This window comes from Neptuniibacter sp. (assembly GCF_024231755.1).
In the GTDB taxonomy this organism is placed as follows: Bacteria; Pseudomonadota; Gammaproteobacteria; order Pseudomonadales; family Balneatricaceae; genus Neptuniibacter.
The window spans coordinates 37695-57566 of sequence record NZ_JAAEQH010000104.1 but is presented as its reverse complement, the minus strand read 5'-3'; the positions used below and the strand labels follow the sequence as shown (position 1 = coordinate 57566).

Sequence of the window (19872 nt, the reverse complement as noted above, 5' to 3'; positions counted from 1 at the left end):
TTTGCGGACAGATTATAAAAAAAAAGTTGCAAACAGCTCAATGAAAACAAGTTAAATGGGGCTTATAGTCGGTATAAATTAAAAAAATAGTACTTAAATCAACGTGTTTCGGATGGTATACATTGGTTGTAAGCATGTATTTTTCATAACAATTTTTGCCATTTCCTCGTACCAATCACGCATAATTTCTCTAAATACTTACGTTATATACCCTTCAGTATCCATTCTCAGACAAAATAGCCTACACCCATATTCCCTAGCCGGTTCTCTTCATTAGGATATCTACACAACAACTAGCTTGGTCCCCACCCAAGGGAACACAAACTAGATTCCCCCTTCTCTAAAAAGGCTCCTTCTTCTTTATATAACCACTCTATCTCACTAAATAATCGACAAGCCTGTTAAAGGTAAAACCAGTACTGTTGATGAACAGAACTTGCCTCGCTCTCTATAAATTGCCTCAAAAAACCTCATACACACTAGCAAATAGTCTTAGATTGTATGTAATCGACCTATAAAAACCTCTATTTGACTTGATTTAAGATAACTATCGGCTAACATTGTCGACAATCCTAACAAGCAATAATCTATATTGCAGGAAATAGCGGTTCGCTTGACGGCTGAAAATATAGCTAAGAATAAGATCGTACTGCTCCGGTAATCCCTGGAGACTCATACATAAAGGCTATAGGTTCAGAAGCGCCCTATCTGCGCGAGGTATACAAATGACAAGTCCAATCAATTTCGATCCATCCAACTCTGTTAAAACACTCCCAGGAACGGAGTACAAATATCATAGCCTTCCTGACACTGCTGAGCAGTTTGGTATCAAGCTTGATGAACTACCGTTCTCTTTACGACCAATCTTAGAAGGTATCGCTCGCAATGTTGGCCAGAACGGCATAACTGCTGAGCAGGTTAAAGCGCTGGGTAGTTGGACCGAACATCAAGGTAAAGAGCCGATCGAAATTCCTTTCACGGCCGGCCGTGTCATTATGCACGACCTTAGTGGTACGCCTGCGATTGTCGATTTTGCTGCGATGCGCTCAGCCGTACAGCGCATGGATCTGGACCCGGCGATTATCGAACCCCTGGTTCGTGCAGATCTGGTTATCGACCACACAGTCACAATGGATAACACCGGTAGCCCTGCTTCGTTAAGAATCAATGGTGAGCTGGAAGCTGAACGAAACAAAGAGCGTTATGCCTTCCTGAAATGGGGCGCGCAGGCCTTTGAAACTATCCGCATTATTCCGCCACAAACTGGTATCGTGCATCAGGTAAACCTTGAGTATCTGGCTCAGGGCTATCTAAACAACAATAACCTGATGATCCCTGACACGCTGATCGGTATGGACAGCCACACGCCAATGGCAAACGCACTGGGTATTGTTGGCTGGGGTGTTGGTGGTATCGAAGCCGGTGCATCCATGCTAGGCCAGCCTATGCAGATGCTGGCACCTGAAGTGGTTGGTGTTGAACTGACCGGCGCATTAAGAGAAGGCGTAACCGCTACTGACCTGGTACTAACCATTACTGAAATGCTACGTAACTTCCCGGGTGGCGTTGTCGGTAAGTTCGTTGAATACGTGGGTGAAGGTTGTGCCAATCTGTCCCTCCCTGACCGTGCAACCATTGCTAACATGTCGCCTGAATATGGCGCGACGATGGGCTTCTTCCCATTCGATGAGATCTCTGCCGACTATATGAAAGCTACGGGCAGAGACGGCGACCTGCCACTCGAATTCTACAAAGCGCAGAACATGGCGTGGAAACAGGGTCAGGCGCTGCCTCGCTACACAGATCTTCTGCAGCTTGATCTATCTACCGTTGAGCCGTCTGTCGCAGGTCCTAAACGTCCTCAGGACAGACTACCACTGGCTGAGATCGGTAACGTATTCCGCAAAGCCGCTGCTGAAGGCGACCGCAACCCTGAAGTTGTAAAAGTTACACCAATGAAGGCAGACGAAGCGGGTATTTTCGCACCGCTGCCTGAGCGCGAGCTAAAAGACGGCGATATCGTGATTGCCGCGATTACCGCCTGCACCAACACCTCAAACCCTGGCCTATTGATTGCCGCAGGTCTGCTGGCTAAGAAAGCCAACGAACTGGGCATGAAGGTACCTGACGGCGTTAAAACATCCCTGGCTCCGGGGTCCCCTGTTGCGACAGACTTCCTGACTAAAGCAGGACTGCAGCAACACCTGGATGCGTTGGGCTTTAATACGGCAGGTTACGGCTGTACCACTTGTGTAGGTAACTCAGGCCCACTGGCACCAAGCATCGAAGAAGCCCTACAAAACCACGACATTATCGCCGCGTCGGTACTGTCCGGTAACCGTAACTTCGAAGGCCGTGTCCATCCGGATGTTGACACCAACTTCCTGATGTCGCCACCACTGGTAGTTGCGATGGCGATGGCTGGCAACGTGAATATCGATGTGACTAAAGAGCCGATCAGTCAGGATGCTAAAGGTAACGATGTTTACCTTAAGGACATCTGGCCAAGCAACGCTGAAATCAGCCAGACCATGCTTGAGTGCATGGACCCGAAAGCGTTCCGTGAAACTTATGAAAACGCGTTGGACGGCCCTGCGACATGGCAGAACCTGGAATCCCCTACTGGCCCTGTTTATGACTGGGCGCCGGATTCTACCTACATCCAGGAGATCTCATTCTTCGATGGCTTCTCACTGGAAACACCTAAAGATTCACTGAACAACATCTCGGCTGCACGTATGCTGGTAATGTGTGATGACAACACAACGACCGACCATATTTCACCGGTAAGCCGTATTCGTCCGGACTCCCCTCCAGGTGAATACCTAAGCTCGCAAGGCGTAGCTGACGAAGACATGACATCACTGGGTGCCCGCCGTGGTAACCACCACGTGATGCTGCGTAGTATTTTCGGCAACGTAAAAGCTCGAAACCTGCTACTGCCAGGCACCACAGGCGCGGTCACTAACTATTACTCATCTGATGCCGCTCCAGTACAGATGTCTATCTATGACGCTGCTGAGAGCTACCGTAACGAAGGTACATCTACTGTTGTCTTTGGCGGTAAGCTTTATGGAACTGGCTCATCCCGTGACTGGGCGGCAAAAGGTCCTGCACTGCTGGGTGTTAAAGCAATTATCGCAGAGAGCTTTGAGCGTATTCACAAATCCAACCTGGTAGGCATGGGCGTATTACCGCTACAGATGCCAGAAGGTGTAACACGTGCATCGCTGAACTTGGACGGCACAGAAACCTTCGATCTGAATGGTATCGATACTCTGGAGCCACGCGGCACTGTTAGCCTGACCATTAACAGAGCAGACGGCTCATCTCAGCAGCTGGAGTTAACCTCCCGTGTTGATACTTCGTCTGAGCTGGATCAGATTCGTCACAAAGGTATTTTGCCAATGGTATTACGCGATATCATCGCCTCTAACACATAATATCTACACAACAAGACTAAGAATAAAAAAACCGCCTCTTACGGCGGTTTTTTATTGTTACTGACTTCAAAAGAAACACAGATTAATCGATCAAGGTATCGATCAGGTCGATCATAAACTCGGTTTCTTCATCCGTCATGATCTCCCAACCTTCCAGATCCATGCTTTCCAAAACCCCCTTGCCTTTTTCGTCTTGCTCCATCTTAATAAGGCGCTGTTGGATCTGAGGGATAAACTGTTGCAAACGAGGCCCAACTAACAAGGCATGATGCACAACACTGATCTCACTGCTAACCAATACTTTCAACTGGTTGCGAATAAGGTCTGAGAGTTCATCATAAGCGTCTTTTAAAAAGAAACCGGCATCTGCATCATTCTTTAGAACATTTTTAGCTACGATTACATAGCTATCAACTGTTTTAACTGACGTATTGGTAGAATCCAGATCAGCCGGTTCTAACATGATCATGCCTATCCGGTTTACATCTGGGTCGTCCGTTGCGACCAGCTTGCAACCTGGGGATAGATCTTCTACGCAATTAACATCATCGTTATCAGCATGGGTAGCTATGATAGTTTCATCAGGCTTAGCTTTAGGGCGAGCAACAGCTTTGAACCCTAATTCACGCACCAGCATAGAAGCATCAAATGGATTGGCGTATACAATATCGTATTTGCCTGCTTGAATATCTTCACGTTGCTTGTCAAAACAATCGTATAGTTCCAAATGTACACGGGTGCCCAGTTGTCGCTGCAACCAAGTATTAAAAATAAACCAGCCTGATATGTGGTCAGGGGCAAAGTCCGGACTAACGGTGAGATTCAAAATCACTGATAATCTACCTTATTTCAGTGTGGCATATAGCGCTTCACTTTCAGCAATTTTGCTCCGTGAAGGTTTACGCCTGACAGAGGTGTAACCAACAACTTCACCGTTGCGAATATTGGGGATTACTGTTGCTTTAACCCAATAATAGGCGCCATCTTTACGCAAATTTTTGACATATCCATGCCATTTGTTCCCGGCTTCGAGAGTTTCCCACAGCCCGGCAAAGGCTACAGCTGGCATATCCGGGTGACGAAGAATATAGTGGTTTTGACCGATTAACTCTTCCTGAGTGTAACCCGACATATCAACAAATGCCTGGTTGGCATGAGTGATAATCCCTTTCGTATCCGTTCTGGAAACGATCAGCTTCCCTTCTGGGTAAGGGACCTCTCGATCATGAATGATTGCAGTACGAGAGCTACCATCGAAATAATTAATGACAGCTTCCCGCGAAGCATTACCCTGCTCTGACATTTATTAAACGCCTGCATAGATATATAGAAAGTGGATAAAAGTTAAAGGATTTTGCCTATTGCTTCAGCTGCACGCTTAACATCCAGAAAGATAAGACCAAGCCGGGCATTCGGTTTAGCTACAACAGTCAGAACTGATTCATCATTAGCATGAGTCATCAGAATATAACCGTCATCACCCTTTACCAGTACCTGCTCAAGCTCGCCTCGAGCCAGTTCTGTGGCAGTTCTTTCCCCCAATGAAAGCATTGCAGCGCTCATTGCACCTACTCGATCTTCATCCAACCCTGCTGGAAGAAGTGCTGCGATCATCAGACCATCTGTTGAAATGACTGCGGAAGCCTCAATCTCAGCTGAAGTCCCATTTAAGTCACTCAAAATAGAGGTCAACATTTCTGAGCGCATATACATACTCCTTTAACGTAACGGCATAAAATTACAGTAATCTGAAAAAAGCTCATTGATGAATATCAATAGTCCAGATAACGTCTCGCCAAAACACTTAATAAATCGACATAATTCCCCTGATTCAATTTAGGCATCTGATCGATGACCAGCACAAAGCGCTGATGTCCCAAATGAATCACCCAAAAACCTACCTGACTTAAACCTACAGGATCAAGCATTCCCCATGACTCACCCATCATAGTGAGGTCACGATTCAATAATAATCGGTGCCTTTCATGTAAAGAGCTCAAATCTGCAGCTAAAGCACAGAGAGCGTCGGCATGATCAGCTTCATATCCAGTAGAACCCAAACAGAAACCGTGGTCATCAGCCAGGGCCACTTTTCCTGAACTGGACAAGCCAGCTAGCAACTCTGGTAAAGCTTTCTCCAAAGGCTCGCTAATAACCCGGCTAGGATTTTTAACCAATTGAATAAAGTTTTTATCCTGTAGCTTTTGGAATAACTCTTGAGCTTCATCCCGTTCCAGATCGGAAAGCTCCATCACCAACTCTTCACTAAATGGTAATGAAACATCCGAACTTAAAAGCTGCAATAACAACGCACGGGCGTCATCAGGCTCAGAACCAACCGTCGCGTAAAAAGCCCCGGCAGGGCAAATCTGTATAAATTGATTCTGGATCGTTGCACTTGTCACAAATTAACTCCGAAACCATTCGTCATATGTGGCTTCATTCCTGAAACCATCCTAGCAAAAAAGCCCCTGACATAAACGAAAATACATAACGCTGAGGGATATCCAGTATCCTAACAACATCTAACGCAGACAACTGATGCCCTGACCAAAGATCACTGATCTCCTTACCACTAGGCAGCATGATAAAGCGGGTAAAATCGGGTTGCGTTTTCAGTTGTAGCACTTTCTCGGGGTCCATTCCCTGAAATATTTTTCCTCTTGCTGTCCAGATAGCTACCTTCCAAAGTAACGAATCGACAGCCTCGCTGGAGAATTCACCAGCGTCAAACTCAGTGTCTTCAAGCGGCTCTAATTCAAGTTCAGCAAAACCAAACTTAGTAAGAGAAAGCTGATTCAGGAAATCATCGGCAAAGGTAAAGTAAAATTCACCCGCTTCTGCTGATACCAGCATTTTCCCAGGCAAGCCTGATATTTCTACTACACGCTCTAGTTTCTTGGAAAGCTGTTCCGCTTCCTTCATTGTACCCAAAAGTAAACCTTCTGGATTCAAGAAAATTCTTCGCCGCTCTTCATGCTGAGTCATATCCACATCGGCCAAATTGCCGCAACGTTGTAGAATTATCTGCTCAGTCAAAGGTGCATCAGTTGCTACTTCTGCTGCACGGGAATCTTCTTTATTTTTTTTCTTTTTTACTTCTATCTGGCGTTGCTTTAGGGCTTTAGCTTGCTGTTTTTTTCGCTGATGCTCTTTTAACTGCTGCTTAAGCTTTGTCGCTTTTTCTTCAGCAAGCTGCTTTTTCTTTTCCTCAAGCTTTCTCGCCTTTTCCTCAGCTAGCTTCTTCCGTTTAGCCTCTAGCCGCTTCTCTTCAAGCTTCTTCTTTTTCAGTTCACGTATTTTTTGCTCTTTCCGTTTAGCCTTCTCACGCTCCACCTGCTTGCGTTTCTCTTCTTCGAGCTTCGCTTGTAGCTCTGCTTCCTGAGCCTTAAGATCAATTTCGATCTTTTGCACCAGGCGATCAGCAGCATTCACTACAAGGTTTCCACGCATTAACTTCTGCTTTAACGCTTCACCCTGACGCTTGCGGGAGTATTTCCCCCCGCGATAAAAATCCAGATTCTCCGGTTGTATTACACTACTTCCTTTACTTTCTGGTACAACCTTTTCTTTATTTTGTCCTATAGCGGTTTTAATGGAGCGGATTGTTGCTAACAACTGATCCGATGTATGAGGCTTCTTGAGCAGAATAAACCCAGGCCACTCCAGATCTTTTACACTGATAACAATTTTAGATCCCGAATAACGCTCCAGGGCCTTTTTTTGTAGATCAACCTCTGCAACAGGCTGATCACCATTTAAAATCACAATATCTGCATCAACAGAATTAACAAGCTCACAGTCAACAGCAGACGATAAACAATATTCAAGCATGGCAAGATTAGGACCAGTGAATCCATCAATAGCCACTCGTCTGATATTTTTCAGCAAATTCTGCTTATCGACAGCGCTCATTAACTATTGCCCTTAACCTGTATCAGCCTCATGTATTTAAGCTAGCAGGCTGAAAACGCCCATCGATCAACACAGAATACTTTGTAGATAGTTTAGACAGCTCACTCAGGTCATCCTCTTCAATAGCCCGTTGGATAATATTACGAACCTTGGGTTTCATAACCGAACGTGCTTGTTCAAATAAGCGTTGGCGTAATTTCGGGCCTCTCTTACCCAGAACCAAAAGGAAATCAGCGAAAGCTCCTTCCAACGAGTCTCTATGAAAACAGGCTATAGAGAGATAGATGCGTTTAGTGTGTAGCCTTAAGGAATCCGGATCAGCTGCAACCATACGGGTAAAGTGATAAAGAATCCTTTTGCCCTGATGTCCCTTGTAGATAAGATACTTGGAATGCTGGGCATCAAATGCAGCCTGGATACGCGACGTATTAGGGCTGTCAAAATCGGCATTAAGTTCCCAATCAGCTAGGGCATCCCAAATCGGAGAATTCACAAATGTGCTCCTGCTTTGTTGTAGTTATTGGAGTATATCCAAACAGGCGTTTGCTTTTTATATCTCGCGCGCTGCAAGATTACAAACCTATCGGCACTTATTTCTTACTTTTGAGTGTTTTATCTCAAATAACAGTACAAAAACCACACAATAATAATAGTTTAAGAATAATCTGAATGCTGTTGATATCAATCGTTTGCATTGAAAGCATTAGCGCTGAAATACCCTACTCCTCTTAACATTAAGAAATTCCCGCTTTTTCTTCCCCACAAACAATTTCAAAACTACTTAGTTCAACTTAGCTAGTGAGCAATTAATCCAAGCTCAAGCCATCAATAGAATGCTGGACTCTTGCCCTAACCCACTCCTTCTCCTTATGTCCAAACCAGCTTTCCAGAATATTCATCTTCTTATCAAACACGAACCAACTGGGCGTTCCCTGCATCTCATTATTGAGAAAGGTTCTTCCGGTCATAGCTACTGGCAGGAACCTCTGATTGAATTGATGACGGAGCTGCTGAGACATTTTGCTTGATAAACTGCCTTGATCAATATTTTTGATAAAGCTGACCGTTAGACTTGAAATTTCATCACCAGAGAGGAAGAGATCCATAACAACCGGCACTTCAATCCGATAAGGCAACTCGAACTGTCCTAGTCGCGAAAAATAACGCTTACTTGCAGGCGTCAGCTCACCCTCTGCGATTAGGCTTTGAGTATTTTCTAAAGTGTTTAATGCGAAGTCTTCAAATGCGGTAGATAAGGCAAAACAGTTAATATCGGGATATTCATCCGCTAAAACCTGGAGCAAAGGTAAAGCGTGGGCCAAACAGCCCGGGCAGTTCACCTGAAAAACCAGCATCAAGTTGAGATCAGCTAAATCCGACTCACCCTGAACCCATTCGCCTTTATATAGATGTAAATCCAAGACACACTCCTCTACTTGCGTAATTTAAGTATAAACCTGAATCTCAGACATAAAAAAAGCCCTGATTACAGAGCTTTTCATCATGCTAAACGCAGAGCTGATTTACAGATCAGGCAAAACCTGATTTTCAAAAATTTCATCAATTTCATTTCGATTACTACACGCCTGTACTTCACGAACAACATCAGGGGTCAAATGAGGAGCAAAGCGCTGAATAAAATCGAACATATAGCCACGCAGGAAGGTTCCTTTGCGGAAACCTATTTTAGTCGTGCTTGCTTCAAATAGATGGCTGGCATCTAATGCAACCAAATCACTATCCTGCTTCTCATCGAAAGCCATTGTGGCAATAATACCAACACCCAATCCAAGGCGGACATAGGTTTTGATAACATCAGAATCTACTGCAGTGAAAACGACTTTTGGATCAAGCCCTTTATTTATAAAGGCCTCGTCCAGTTTCGAACGACCCGTAAAACCGAATACATAGGTAACGATCGGTTGTTCGGCTAGATCTTCAAGCGTAAGTTTTGAAACCTGAGTCAGTGGATGGTCCTTTGGAACAACCACGGAACGGTTCCAGCGATAACACGGCATCATGATCAGATCACTGAAATGAGACATCGCTTCAGTGGCTATTGCAAAATCTACAGTACCATTAGCTGCCATCTCTGAGATCTGCATTGGGGTTCCCTGATGCATATGTAACGATACATCAGGGTACTCCTTCATAAATCCGGTTATGGTCGGTGGTAGAGCGTAACGTGCTTGAGTATGTGTAGTTGCTACATCCAAGCTACCCTTGCGTTCATCACTGAATTCCTGGGCAACCTGCTTGATACTTTCCACTTTCTGAAGGATTTCACCTGCGATTGATAAAATTGCCTGACCCGCTGGAGTCACACGTGTGAGGTGTTTGCCGCTTCTGGCAAAGACCTCGACGCCAAGCTCATCTTCCAACAGGCGGATCTGCTTACTTATTCCCGGCTGAGAGGTATAAAGGCTCTGTGCTGTAGCCGACACATTAAGATCATGCCGAGCTACTTCCCAGATATACCGCAACTGCTGCAATTTCATCAAAAACTCCTGAAAACCGCGCGATCTTATATCGCTCTTGTAATCAATTTGAAGATTATTATAACAGCTTAGAATAAAATCCAAAGATACAGAAGCGGCCTAACAGACTTAAGGCCGGCTATTTAATCTTCTAATCTCTTCGTCCTGAGCAATGATTTTCTTCTCCAGGCTGGATATTTTAGCCAGAGATCGCACCAACTCTTCCTCTTTATCCTTATATTGGCTGCGAATATTACTTTCACGGCGGGATTGTTCGTTTGAAGTCGCAACCTGCTTCTGCCTTGCCTTTCTGAGCTCTTCCTCAATCTCTTTAATTTTATCTTCTAAGCGCTTGTTTTTATTAGATTCAGATAAGAGCTTTGAGTTGATTTTAGAGAGATCCCGACTCTGACCTGAGCTGTCTGTCTTAATTCGCTTAAGCTCATCCTCAAGACTTTTAATCTGAGTTTTCTGGGTATCACTTTTCACATCTTTACGTGCCAGCTCAGCCTGGAGGTCATGGATAGACTTTGTCAGTGCTGATTCTTTTTTACCCACCTCATCACGCAGCTTCTCAAGCGCCCCTCGATAATAACGGACATCAGCATCAGCTTTACTAATCGCATCCAATGTATGCCGCTGCTCGTCTTTAATCCGCTGATCAAAAGTTCTCTTACTGTCATCGTAGGTTTTTCGCAGATGATTCAATTCCTGCTCAACATTTAAGCGTGACTGCTCTTCTTGCTTACGCTGAGACGTTTCCGCAGCCAAATTAGCCTTCAGAACTTCTATTTCTGCCTCAAGACCTTTTATCTGCGAATGGACCTCTTCACGCTTATTCTGCTCGGCGCGAAGTCTATCCTCGAGATCCTGAAGTTTCCCTCGGGACTCCATAATTGTTTCGTCAGCTTCACGTTTTACAGCATCGATCCCTACCTCTTCGCGATGCTTCTCTGCAACAAGCTTACTATTTGCCTCCTGAACTGCTTGCTGCCAGACACGAGAGAAGGCCTGTATTAATGAATCAGGGACATCAGGAACCGACAGTACTTCCCCCGCTATTGATAAACGCTCAGGAACTAATGACCACCACTCTTTAAAATGATTTTCTACTTCCGAACTTGGTGCATCGATAGACTGAGAAATAAGTTCAGTCGTGGGCTGAATGCCTGCCAGTAACAAACGATCGGCAGTGTTATAAATATTGTCTCTTAAAACTATGTCACTCATTTAGAGAAAAGCCTGTTAGCCATTTTTACTCTTTAATTTACCAATCGCTTTTTGCAACGGAAGTTCAAGTGGCGCCACTACAACTTTGCGACCACCTGATGGCAGTGGAAATCTCAATTCCGCTGCGTGAAGAAAAAGTCGATTAAAACCTTGTGCTTTCATCGCATCATTATCATTGTCAGTTCCGTATTTTGCATCACCGACAATAGGATGACCTGCAAACTGACAATGAACCCTTATCTGATGTGTTCGCCCTGTAATAGGTCGAGCTTCAACCAATGTTGCCTCACGACCAAAGCGGGATAGTACTTTGTACTCCGTCAGGCAGGCCTTGCCATCCGCTGCCACCTTTACGACTCGCTCTCCCGATTTCAGTTCATTTTTACGCAAAGGAGCATCTATTTTACGTTTGCGCTCTGACCATGAACCAATCACAAGCGCATGATAGATTTTGGTAATTCGGCTTTTTTGCAGGGATTCATGCATCAGCTTCAGAGCGCTTCTTTTCTTGGCAATCAGAATGCAGCCCGATGTATCACGATCAAGACGATGAACTAGCTCAAGGAATTTACACTGAGGACGCATCTGCCGAAAGCTTTCGATAAGCCCTAAGCTGATCCCGCTCCCACCATGGACAGCTAGTCCTGAAGGTTTATTGACCACGATCAGATCGTTATCTTCATAAAGAATGGCTGCCTCAAGCTGATCAATCAGTTTAGAGCCCACTTTTGCAGGTTCTTTGCGATCAGCCACCCTGACTGGAGGTATTCTGACCAGATCCCCGGGTTGAACACGATATTCTGGTTTAACTCGTTTTTTATTTACCCTTACCTCACCTTTACGCAATATCCGGTAGACAAGACTTTTGGGTACACCTTTAAGGGCGGTAATCAGAAAATTATCGACCCTCTGCCCTTCATTATCTTCTGTAATTTCAACGAAACGAACTTTAGAGTTCTCAGAACTGCTCTGCTGCGACATGTTTAATATGAAAACCAAATTAGCGAATTGATGCCTAATGGGATAGCTGCTATATTCTAGCGCTGCCGTAAGCTGTTGGCTTTATCTTTTTTTCAAATGCCTTAAATCAGCGAGTAAGTCTCTGGAATAAAAGTTCAGATCCAGATGAACACGGCAACAAAGAACATAAATTATGAAAGCTTTTCACCCAGTCGGCCGTAAGACCGGTTGGAAGTAGAGACGCACATTAGCCAGGAACCTGTCTCACCGACAGTAACAATTAGAAAGAAGAAATATATAGGCTGATGTTTCCTCTACTGCGGACGATTGATACGCCGATTGCGTATTGATTAATAGCACTGAGAAAGGGCGATAGATCATACCTGCTCCAAACTATTTGCTTGAGCAGATTTTGTCGTTTTGGTTGCCGAAAGGCCTAAAATGAAGCATTTATGCCACATCAGTGGGACATTATTGAGTCCAAAAGACAGGTTTTGCTTGGCTTAGATACTGTGTGAAAAGCGTTCTACATCGAGAACGCTATGAAAAGAATGTTAATTAACGCAACTCAACCTGAAGAGTTGCGTGTAGCTCTGGTAGATGGCCAGCGCCTATATGATCTGGATATCGAATCCGGTTCGCGCGAGCAGAAAAAAGCCAATATCTATAAGGGCAAAATCACCCGTATTGAACCAAGCCTTGAAGCTGCATTTGTCGACTATGGTGCTGAGCGCCACGGTTTCCTGCCTCTGAAAGAGATCTCACGCGAATACTTCACTCAACCACCAACGCGTGGTTCTCGCCCAAACATCAAAGAAGTGATGAAAGAAGGCACCGAAGTTATCGTTCAGGTTGATAAAGAGGAGCGTGGCAATAAGGGTGCAGCCCTGACGACCTTTATCAGTTTGGCTGGGCGCTACCTGGTTCTGATGCCTAACAACCCTCGTGCAGGCGGCATCTCCCGTCGCATCGAAGGCGAAGAGCGTACACAGCTTAAAGAAGCTTTGTCAGGCGTAAACATCCCGAAACAGATGGGCATTATTGTTCGTACAGCGGGTGTTGGTCGCAGCAGCGAAGAGCTACAGTGGGACTTTGATTACCTCCAGACTTTGTGGACTGCAATCAAACAGGCTTCCGAAGAGAAACCTGCTCCATTCTTGATCTACCAGGAAAGCAATGTAGTCATCCGTGCGGTACGTGACTATCTTCGCTCAGATATCGGCGAAGTACTTATCGATGACCAACAGGTCTATGAAGATGCAAAGAACTTCGTAAAACAGGTAATGCCAACTTATGAAAATAAGATCAAGCATTACTCTGAACAAACACCACTATTTAACCGCTTCCAGATCGAAACTCAGATCGAGACGGCGTTCCAGCGCGAAGTAACACTTCCTTCTGGCGGCTCAATTGTGATCGATCCGACAGAAGCATTGGTTTCAATTGATATCAACTCTGCACGCGCTACTCGCGGTGGCGATATCGAAGAAACAGCGCTGCACACAAACCTTGAAGCCGCTGACGAGATTGCTCGCCAACTTCGTCTGCGTGACATAGGCGGCTTGGTTGTTATCGACTTTATCGATATGACACCGATCAAGAACCAGCGTGAAGTGGAAAACCGCTTGCGTGATGCGCTTAAACTGGACCGCGCCCGTGTTCAAATGGGACGCATCTCTCGGTTTGGCCTATTAGAAATGTCGCGCCAGCGCTTGCGTCCTTCCCTTGCGGAAACGCGCGGTGTTGTGTGCCCTCGTTGTAGCGGTCAAGGCACTATTCGTGATACAGAATCTCTGGCACTTTCCATCCTGCGCCTGATCGAAGAAGAATCCGGCAAAGATCGTACAGCCCAGATCCGAGCAATTCTGCCTGTAACAGTTGCAACCTACCTGCTTAACGAGAAGCGTCATGCAGTTCATGACATCGAGTTACGTCAGGACGTGCGCGTGGTAATTGTTCCTAATCCGAATATGGAAACGCCTCATTACGAAGTTGTACGCTTACGTGATGACCATACAGTAGCCACAACGAATGATGCCAGCTATACCATGCAGCCTGAACCAGAAGAGAATGACTCTCTGGAGGTAGGCAGCGCGGCAACTCAAGCACCTGCTCCACGTGAACAGGCAGCCGTTCGCAGTGTAGCTCCAAAAACTCCAGCCCCAGAAGCAACTCCAGAGCCTGCCGCAGCTAAGAAAGAACCAGCTGCACCTCAAGCACCTACCGAAACAAGCTCCCTGAGCAGCCGTGTATTCGGTATGTTTAAAGGTATTTTCGGCTCTTCTGCACCTGCAGAACCAGCTCCTGCTGTTGAAGAATCAAAAGAAGAGAATAAGAAAGAAAGAAAACCGAAACGTAAACGCAATGAGCGCAACGATCGCAACGACTCTGGCCGCAAACGCAGACGTCGCGACAATGATCGCAACAAGCAGCGTAAGCAAAACGACGAGATCATTACGGTTCAACCAGAACCCGATATGCCACCAACAGCTGAAGCTGGTGAAGAAAAAGGTAGACGCCGCCGTCGCAAACGCAAAGGTGAATCTGATCAGGGCGAATCCACGCCAAAGAAAGACCTGAATCAGGTAAATGAAACATCTGCCGAAGAGAAAGAGGAAGCACCACGCAACCCGCGTCGTCGCGGTCGTCGTCGTCGCAGTTCAGAGCGCACTGCTACCCGCTCCGGCTCTCAGCCGCAAGCAGCAACTGAATCGCAGGTAGTTGCAGACACTCCAGCAGAGGCGCCTTCAGCAAAAGATGCATCTGCTGGCAAAGACGCGGCTCCTGCTGCAGATATTTCGGCTGAAAAACAGGAGAATCCTACAAAGGAGACCCCTGAAGTTAAAGCAGAAAAGGCAACTAAAACTTCTGCACCTGATCAGGTACAAGCTGAAACAGCTACTGAAGCTACAGCTGAGACTGCAACTAAGGACGCTACTGAAACCACTGAGTCAGCACCGGAAAAAACATCCGAACCTGAATCTTCAGCTGAAAGCACCAGCAGCGCGCCTGAAAACAGTCCATCTCCAGCAGAAGCTGAAGATAAAGCCCCTGCTGCGGACAACTCCGAACCAGAGCAGACTGAATCGACAAGTGAAGCACCTGAACCTGCATCCGCAACATCTGCTGATGCCGCTCCAGTTGAAACCACTGTTAAAGAAGAGACAGAAGAAGCCCCAGTTGAAGCAGTAACTGAAAAGACTGAACCCGCAGCTGAAGCAGAGACTCCTGAGCCTACTGTAGAGCAGGAAACTCAGGCTCAGCCAGAACAAGAAGCTCCTGTCCGTAAACGCCGTACTAGACGTGCCCCGAATGACCCAAGGGAAGTTCGTAAACGTCAGGAAGCTGACAGTTAAGCAACTAATGTTTAGATGCAAAGTTTAGATACAAAAAAAGCCCCTCATTGAGGGGCTTTTTAGTTTGCGTTACTTTTTTACTTAAAAGTTCGCTCTGCTTAGTGCACGTTTTCCGGTTACATAACTCGGTTTGTGCTCATAAACTTGCTATCAGAATCCGGGCCCGCATCATCAGCATACAGTGTTACACCCGAGCGCAGACAGATAGTCAGGTTCTCGTGAGAGGCTTTAGTTTCTTCAGGAAGTAGATGGTTAACTACCGCTTTCTCATCCAGCAGTTCCTGCTCGGTTGCTGTCAGGCGCTGACGGCTAAATTCATTAACCTCAATATCCTGAACAATCTGGTAACGACCATAGTTACAACGTACTGGGAACGAGAAGAATACGCCTTTGGTGATACCATAGCTGCCATCACTCAGAATGCCCATGCTGATAATCTCACCTGGATCAGTACCAAGAACCCAATCGCGCATCTGGTCAACAATCGCCTGAGCTGCAGATGCGGCACTGGATTGACCGCGCGCATCGATAATCTCTGCACCACGTTTCTGGACCTTAGGGATAAACTCATCACGATACCAGCCAGTATCGATCTGCCCCATTGCAGGCTTACCAAGGATAGTTGCCTGGTGAAGATCAGGATACTGTGTAGCCGAATGATTACCCCAGATCATAATGCCGCCAATATCACGTGTGGTCGCACCACAGTGATTTGCCAGAATGCCTTTCGCACGGTTATGGTCTAAACGGGTTAGGCAAGTAAACTGAGACGGGCTAAGATCCGGCGCATTACGGCTTGCGATCAGCGCGTTCGTATTAGCTGGGTTACCAGTAACCAGAACTTTTACGTCACGGTTAGCAAAATCATTCAGCGCTTTACCCTGGCGTGCAAAGATCTCAGCATTCTCTTCGAGCAGATCGCTACGCTCCATACCTGGGCCGCGCGGCTTGGCGCCGACCAGAAGTGCATAGTGAGCACCTTTAAATCCATCTTCGACATTGTCATGCAAAGTAATGGTGTGTAGCAGTGGATATGCACAATCCATTAATTCCATCGCCACACCACGCAGAGCTTCCATCGCATGTGGCAGTTCAACCAGCTGCAAAATGACAGGTTGATCCTTACCCATCATTTCACCCGCAGCAATTTTAAATAGAAGGCTATAGCTGATTGCACCAGCTGCACCAGTAACAGCAATTCGAACAGGGCGTCTCATAAACTTATGACCTCTCGTTATATCCTTATACCTGGATATTATTTATTTAATACCAAAGTATAAACATATATCACAGCAATGGAACCCCTACGCTGGTACTGATTTTTTAGCAATTTGGTAGGTAAAAGGAGATTCTATAAACCGCGGGATGATTCTGAGCGCAGGAAAACACTACTATCCTGGTTCAAAGCGGCATCAATCATATAGAGAAGCTTGTCTTTATCCTTATTAAGAACCCCCTTCAAAACAAGGTAATTAGATGCGTGATCACTACGGAAGATGCTTTTCTCTAATTCCAGATTAGAAATAAAGATCTGCATCTCCTCAATAAGCCGGCGCTGGGAGAGTTCTGAAAATTCGGGGAAGCCCTGGCGGAATTTTTGCTCAGCCTCACGAAAGAACAGCACAAGCGTGGCCAGGTAATCAGGCTGAGTTTCATTGGCTAACCTGGCAGAATCAAGTGCGTGCTGTTCACTGTATTTATCACCACCGATTCCGTTGATAAACATAACCGAGGTCTTTATATCGGTCTTCTTGATTTTTAAAAGAGCATCCAGGGTTGTCTGGTAGGTTTCGCCCTTATCTACCTGCTCAAGTACATAGTCATTACCACTTTCCGCACCAACGTACAGAAGCGTCAAACCCAACTGATACAGTTCCTGCAACTCTTCAGCAGATTTGTTTTTCAAATTACGCGGCAGGCAATACGAAGAAACTCTTGAAACACTGGGTAGATACTTCTTTATAGCCAATAAGATATCTTTTAGGCGCTTGAACGAAAGCGCCATTGCATCACCATCCGCTAGGAAAACTCTGCGAACAGTGCCTAATGAAGCTGCACAGCGTTTTATTTCTTCTTCGATATCTGATTGTGGCTTTGGGCGAAACTTTTTTTGCGGAGCGGTATACATCTCGCAAAAAGTACAGTTATTCCAACTACAACCATTGGTCACTTGTAGTATCAATGAGTTCGCCTCACTGGGAGGACGAAAAACCGGTTCTATATAATCTACAGGCGGGTAAAGAAACATAATCAGCCCACTGCTCTATTAAACAACTTATAAAAGTTTTTCGAAGAGATTTCTGCAATCTCCTCCAAACTGACACCTTTGAGGTCAGCTACACATTGAGCAACATCAACCACATATTTGGGTTCATTTTTCTTGCCTCGATGCGGAACAGGCGCCAAGTAAGGCGCATCCGTTTCGATAAGAATGCGATCAAGAGGAACTTGTTTAACCACTTCTCTCAGTTCTGCAGCATTTCTGAAGGTAACGATCCCTGAGAAAGAGATGTAATAGTTCATATCCAGTGCCGCTTTAGCCATCTCCCAACTTTCGGTGAAGCAGTGCAAAACCCCTGCAGAATCCAGGTTGCCGTACTCTTTAATCATAGCAAGGGTATCTTCCCGAGCATCTCGAGTATGGATGATTGTTGGTAGCTGCAACTGCCCTGCTGCAAGTAGATGATTTTTGAAGCTCTCTTGCTGCTGTTCCTGTGTATCAGTCTGATAAAAATAATCCAAACCGGTTTCACCAATAGCAACAATTCTGTCTTTACTCGCTTGTTCTACTAGCTCCGCAACGCTGACCTGCTCATCCACAGCACTCAGTGGATGCACACCCACAGAAGCATAAATTGACTTATGAGGCTCTATCAGTTCGTACATAGGGCCAAACTGCGCCATAGAAATAGAAACACAAAGCATACTTGATACCTGCCGGTCATGGGCAGATTGCAGCATTGCTTCAAAATCATTTTCATAAGGAGACAGATCTAACCGGTCCAGATGGCAGTGGGAATCAATAAACATAAAGGGAATTACAAATTAAACTTAAAACACCCGCCACCGGCAGGTATGGGATTTACGATAACCTTATTTTACAAAGCCAAGTTTTACAAAGCTAAACTTTACAAGGCATTAGTCTTACGGTCAGAGTTAAGTGCGCCAGCAAGGTAGGTTTCTATCTTATTTACTAGCGTTGAGTCTTCTGGTGACAATTGGATGCCTATACCGGGAATGCGTCCACCCTGAGCACCTTTAGGTGTAACCCAGATAACTTTACCAGTAACAGGAATTTTATCGCCCTCTTCCATCAGCTCAAGCAGCATAAAAACTTCTTCGCCCAGATGGTAAGAACGCAACGTTGGAATAAACAGGCCACCATTGGTGATATAAGGAAGAAAAGCCTGATACAGCTCTTCCTTCGTATTGATTGTCAAAGACAATATACCGTGGCTTAAACGTGGTACAGCGACCATAACTGCCTGATTCTCCTTACTTGAGCAATCCAGCCCATTCTAAGAGTACACATTCCAATAATAGTTGCTTATTGGGGTTTTGACGGAGCATCACCGCCCGGCGTTCCTCATGAACTTTATCAGCTAACTTGAAGATTTTAACGGGGTCAGTTTTTTTCGCAACTGCAGTAAGCATGTTACGAGCATCATCCTGACGTAGACTATCCGCATCTTCACAAGCGGCACAACGCGCCACATCAGACAACAAGCTATACAACCACCCCAGCACGAGTTCCAAATCCAGCTTCTGCAACGATTGTGCAACCTCAATCACAGACCGCCTCTGTTTAAGTATATCTGCCAAACCACGAATCACTTGAGCACGATGCTCGCTCAAGCCGCCATCGATATACTTTTGGGCTTCTTTTGGTGCTCCTCGATTAATATGCAGAATACTACGCGCTTGCTCCTGATCCAGATCAGTAGCAGCCATTAACCAATTGATCGCTTCTGTTTCAGAAGGATTAGGACATTCCACATGCTGACAGCGACTTTTAATTGTCGGTAGCACCTGCCCCATTTTGGATGTCACCAACAGGATAAGTGTATCGGCACCTGGCTCCTCCAGCATTTTCAGCAGCGCATTAGCCGAGGCAATATTCATGGAATCAGCCGGCTCAATAACCACAACTCTGTAACCACCTTGCTGAGCAGTGCTATAAATGAACTCACCTAATGCACGAACCTGATCGACTTTGAGCTGCTTACCTTCTTCCTCAGGAGACAATAAAAACAGATCGGGATGGCTGCCTGCCGCATTTAATTCGCAGGATTTACACTGACCGCAACTCTGCCCGTTTACTGGAGATTGACACAGCAGATACTGAGCAAACGATTTGGCAAAACTAGCTTTACCAATTCCTGACATGCCATTAATTAGCAACGCATGAGGCAGTCGCTTATCCGCATGAAGCTTAGCTAAATGCTGAAAACGCTCAGTAAACCATGGATATGCAGCAATCAATTCAGACAT

At 45.6% G+C, this 19872-nt stretch carries 17 protein-coding genes; 2 read left to right on the top strand and 15 right to left on the bottom strand.

Going from position 1 to position 19872, the window contains the following annotated elements:
* Positions 1–725: 725 nt before the first annotated feature.
* Positions 726–3443 carry an aconitate hydratase AcnA gene (acnA, locus tag GY843_RS04915; RefSeq protein ID WP_297307104.1) on the top strand — a complete coding sequence of 906 codons (2718 nt, stop codon included), beginning with the start codon at positions 726–728 and terminating at the stop codon, positions 3441–3443.
* A gap of 82 nt (positions 3444–3525) precedes the next feature.
* On the opposite strand, the gene GY843_RS04910 is transcribed toward acnA, so the two are convergent.
* The 10 genes from GY843_RS04910 to rluC form a co-directional block, all read right to left on the bottom strand.
* Positions 3526–4275, bottom strand: a complete 750-nt coding sequence (locus GY843_RS04910) for a phosphate/phosphite/phosphonate ABC transporter substrate-binding protein (protein ID WP_297307102.1) — start codon at positions 4273–4275, stop codon at positions 3526–3528.
* Between the two features lie 12 nt (positions 4276–4287).
* Positions 4288–4746, bottom strand: coding sequence for a PAS domain-containing protein (locus tag GY843_RS04905; protein WP_297307100.1), 459 nt, complete (start codon positions 4744–4746; stop codon positions 4288–4290).
* 41 nt (positions 4747–4787) lie between these two features.
* Complete coding sequence (locus GY843_RS04900; RefSeq protein WP_297307098.1) at positions 4788–5150, bottom strand: roadblock/LC7 domain-containing protein; 363 nt, start codon at positions 5148–5150, stop codon at positions 4788–4790.
* A gap of 65 nt (positions 5151–5215) precedes the next feature.
* A complete protein-coding gene (locus GY843_RS04895) occupies positions 5216–5848 on the bottom strand; it encodes a hypothetical protein (RefSeq protein ID WP_297307096.1) in 633 nt (210 codons plus the stop codon).
* A gap of 34 nt (positions 5849–5882) precedes the next feature.
* On the bottom strand, positions 5883–7358 hold the full coding sequence (locus tag GY843_RS04890) for a hypothetical protein (RefSeq protein WP_297307094.1): 1476 nt from the start codon (positions 7356–7358) through the stop codon (positions 5883–5885).
* A 28-nt stretch (positions 7359–7386) separates the two neighbouring features.
* A complete protein-coding gene (locus tag GY843_RS04885; protein WP_297307092.1) occupies positions 7387–7851 on the bottom strand; it encodes a hypothetical protein in 465 nt (154 codons plus the stop codon).
* Positions 7852–8164: 313 nt separating this feature from the next.
* Positions 8165–8779, bottom strand: coding sequence for a hypothetical protein (locus GY843_RS04880; RefSeq protein WP_297307090.1), 615 nt, complete (start codon positions 8777–8779; stop codon positions 8165–8167).
* A 102-nt stretch (positions 8780–8881) separates the two neighbouring features.
* Positions 8882–9856 carry an HTH-type transcriptional regulator CysB gene (gene cysB / locus GY843_RS04875; protein WP_297307088.1) on the bottom strand — a complete coding sequence of 325 codons (975 nt, stop codon included), beginning with the start codon at positions 9854–9856 and terminating at the stop codon, positions 8882–8884.
* Positions 9857–9964: 108 nt separating this feature from the next.
* Positions 9965–11065 (bottom strand): DNA-binding protein, encoded by a 1101-nt coding sequence (locus GY843_RS04870; RefSeq protein ID WP_297307085.1) that lies wholly within the window; start codon positions 11063–11065, stop codon positions 9965–9967.
* Positions 11066–11080: 15 nt separating this feature from the next.
* A complete protein-coding gene (gene rluC / locus GY843_RS04865; RefSeq protein ID WP_297307083.1) occupies positions 11081–12046 on the bottom strand; it encodes a 23S rRNA pseudouridine(955/2504/2580) synthase RluC in 966 nt (321 codons plus the stop codon).
* Between the two features lie 521 nt (positions 12047–12567).
* Here rluC and rne point away from each other — a divergent pair.
* The gene (gene rne / locus GY843_RS04860) at positions 12568–15381 is read left to right on the top strand and encodes a ribonuclease E (RefSeq protein WP_297307080.1); all 2814 of its coding nucleotides are present in this window, start codon (positions 12568–12570) and stop codon (positions 15379–15381) included.
* Positions 15382–15497: 116 nt separating this feature from the next.
* Here rne and GY843_RS04855 read toward each other — a convergent pair whose 3' ends face one another.
* From GY843_RS04855 to GY843_RS04835, 5 genes are all read right to left on the bottom strand, one after another.
* On the bottom strand, positions 15498–16598 hold the full coding sequence (locus GY843_RS04855; protein ID WP_297307078.1) for a malate dehydrogenase: 1101 nt from the start codon (positions 16596–16598) through the stop codon (positions 15498–15500).
* A 134-nt stretch (positions 16599–16732) separates the two neighbouring features.
* A complete protein-coding gene (locus tag GY843_RS04850) occupies positions 16733–17563 on the bottom strand; it encodes a radical SAM protein (RefSeq protein ID WP_367183797.1) in 831 nt (276 codons plus the stop codon).
* Positions 17564–17631: 68 nt separating this feature from the next.
* A complete protein-coding gene (locus tag GY843_RS04845) occupies positions 17632–18411 on the bottom strand; it encodes a TatD family hydrolase (protein WP_297307074.1) in 780 nt (259 codons plus the stop codon).
* A gap of 98 nt (positions 18412–18509) precedes the next feature.
* Entirely contained in the window at positions 18510–18860 is a 351-nt protein-coding gene (locus GY843_RS04840) for a PilZ domain-containing protein (RefSeq protein WP_297307072.1), read from the bottom strand.
* A 16-nt stretch (positions 18861–18876) separates the two neighbouring features.
* Entirely contained in the window at positions 18877–19872 is a 996-nt protein-coding gene (locus GY843_RS04835; RefSeq protein WP_297307070.1) for a DNA polymerase III subunit delta', read from the bottom strand.

What these genes read in the sequence shown, in the direction of transcription:
- acnA (WP_297307104.1), top strand. Translation starts at nt 726, where the DNA reads ATGACAAGTCCAATCAATTTCGATCCATCCAACTCTGTTAAAACACTC.
- GY843_RS04905 (WP_297307100.1), bottom strand. Translation starts at nt 4,746, where the DNA reads ATGTCAGAGCAGGGTAATGCTTCGCGGGAAGCTGTCATTAATTATTTC.
- GY843_RS04900 (WP_297307098.1), bottom strand. Translation starts at nt 5,150, where the DNA reads ATGCGCTCAGAAATGTTGACCTCTATTTTGAGTGACTTAAATGGGACT.
- GY843_RS04890 (WP_297307094.1), bottom strand. Translation starts at nt 7,358, where the DNA reads ATGAGCGCTGTCGATAAGCAGAATTTGCTGAAAAATATCAGACGAGTG.
- cysB (WP_297307088.1), bottom strand. Translation starts at nt 9,856, where the DNA reads ATGAAATTGCAGCAGTTGCGGTATATCTGGGAAGTAGCTCGGCATGAT.
- GY843_RS04870 (WP_297307085.1), bottom strand. Translation starts at nt 11,065, where the DNA reads ATGAGTGACATAGTTTTAAGAGACAATATTTATAACACTGCCGATCGT.
- rluC (WP_297307083.1), bottom strand. Translation starts at nt 12,046, where the DNA reads ATGTCGCAGCAGAGCAGTTCTGAGAACTCTAAAGTTCGTTTCGTTGAA.
- rne (WP_297307080.1), top strand. Translation starts at nt 12,568, where the DNA reads ATGAAAAGAATGTTAATTAACGCAACTCAACCTGAAGAGTTGCGTGTA.
- GY843_RS04855 (WP_297307078.1), bottom strand. Translation starts at nt 16,598, where the DNA reads ATGAGACGCCCTGTTCGAATTGCTGTTACTGGTGCAGCTGGTGCAATC.
- GY843_RS04845 (WP_297307074.1), bottom strand. Translation starts at nt 18,411, where the DNA reads ATGTTTATTGATTCCCACTGCCATCTGGACCGGTTAGATCTGTCTCCT.
- GY843_RS04840 (WP_297307072.1), bottom strand. Translation starts at nt 18,860, where the DNA reads ATGGTCGCTGTACCACGTTTAAGCCACGGTATATTGTCTTTGACAATC.
- GY843_RS04835 (WP_297307070.1), bottom strand. Translation starts at nt 19,872, where the DNA reads ATGTCTGAATTGATTGCTGCATATCCATGGTTTACTGAGCGTTTTCAG.